The sequence below is a fragment of the Rugamonas violacea genome (assembly GCF_016461825.1).
Classification (GTDB): domain Bacteria; phylum Pseudomonadota; class Gammaproteobacteria; order Burkholderiales; family Burkholderiaceae_D; genus Rugamonas.
The window spans coordinates 1-1,577 of the sequence record NZ_JAEMNU010000135.1 but is presented as its reverse complement, the minus strand read 5'-3'; the positions used below and the strand labels follow the sequence as shown (position 1 = coordinate 1,577).

Sequence of the window (1,577 nt, the reverse complement as noted above, 5' to 3'; positions counted from 1 at the left end):
TGAAACAACTCTGCGCCGATGATAGTGCTGCAACCAGTGTGAAAGTAGGTTATCGTCAGGCTAGTTATATAGTAGTAGTGAAAAAACCCCATCCGCCCGAACGCGCTCAAGACCGCGTTCGGTGCAGATGGGGTTTTTTTTACGTCCGCTGTGTTCAAATAAAAACCATCAACGGTTCGGCGCCAGCATGGGAAGCGTCAGTATGAATTTACTGCCCTTGCCGACAACGCTGTCGACTTGAATATTGCCTCCAAGTACTTCCGTCACGATGTTGTGAACAATGTGCAGACCAAGGCCGGAGCCGCCCACACCCAGCTTCGTGGTAAAGAATGGATCGAAAATATGCCGCAGATCATCTGGTCGGATACCTGCCCCATCGTCTTGAATAACCATGTTCACCCAACCAAAAGAAGACAACTGGGCAGAAATGGCCACCACGCCCTCCGTACGGTTTTCATAGGCGTGCACAATCGCATTGTTGATTAAATTCGTGACGACTTGTCCCAAGGGACCGGGAAAACTGTCCATCATCAATGCTTCGGGGATGTCCAGGCGAGTGTTGATCGGCGTGCGTCTAATCGTAGGCTGCAGGGTCAGCACAATTCCAGAGACCACCTCGGCGAGCAGGAAGCTGCGGCGCTGCGAGCTGGACTGGTCAACCGCGACCTGTTTGAAATTGCTAACGATATCGGCCGCGCGCTGTAGATTCCTCATGAGGATGTCGACCGTTAGCTGGGCATTCTCCATATAGTGTTCGAAGGTCGAACGTTTGACACTGCCATCCTCGGCCAAGTCATGGCCCAGCTGTTCAGTTTGCATATCGAAGGTGCTGGCCGCCATCAAGCTGTTGCCAATCGGCGTGTTGAGTTCGTGGGCGATGCCGGCGACCATCGCACCCAAGGCGGCAAGTTTTTCGTGGCGAAGCAAATCCTCCCGCGCCTGGGCCAGCGTCTCTACCGTGTCTTGCAGTTCCCGGTTTGCTTTGCGTAGCGCCAGGTGGGTGTTGACGCGCGCGAGTACCTCTTCGATCTGGAAGGGTTTGGTGATGTAGTCAACCCCACCGGCATCGAAACCGATGACTTTTTGTTTGGCGTCAGTTAGGCCCGTCATGAATATTACGGGTATGTCTTTGGTCGCTTTGCCGGCCTTGAGGCGACGGCAGACTTCGAAGCCGTCGATACCCGGCATGACCACGTCAAGCAGAATCAGGTCCGGCTCGGCGAATTCGGCCCGCATCAAACCTTCGGCGGGGGTTTGGGCGAGAACAACCATGAAGCCATGCCGCTCCAGGCGATCGAGCAGGGCGCCTAAATAAGACAAGGAGTCGTCGACGATGAGTATCGTCGGCATGGGCACATTCAGGGCTTCGTTGTGATTCATGGCGCGCCCATACCGCCGTGATGAAATCTAGCCTGGTCCAATCGCTGTCGTGGCGGTTGCAAGACGCGATTTGGCGGCGGATTGAACTGGCCCATGTGGCACCCTGGGTATTCCGGACGAACGTGACCAGTGATTCCGGCATCGTGACCAGTCATTCCATTTGAACGTGACCGCCCATTCCGGGCGAACGTGACCGA

General features: G+C 55.2%; 1 protein-coding gene. It reads right to left on the bottom strand.

Features of this window, described 5'->3' with window-relative positions; genetic code table 11:
• Nucleotides 1-168: 168 nt before the first annotated feature.
• Nucleotides 169-1,380: a sensor histidine kinase gene (locus H7U20_RS25430; protein WP_199761942.1), complete on the bottom strand. Its 1,212-nt coding sequence runs from the start codon at nt 1,378-1,380 to the stop codon at nt 169-171.
• Nucleotides 1,381-1,577 lie beyond the last annotated feature (197 nt).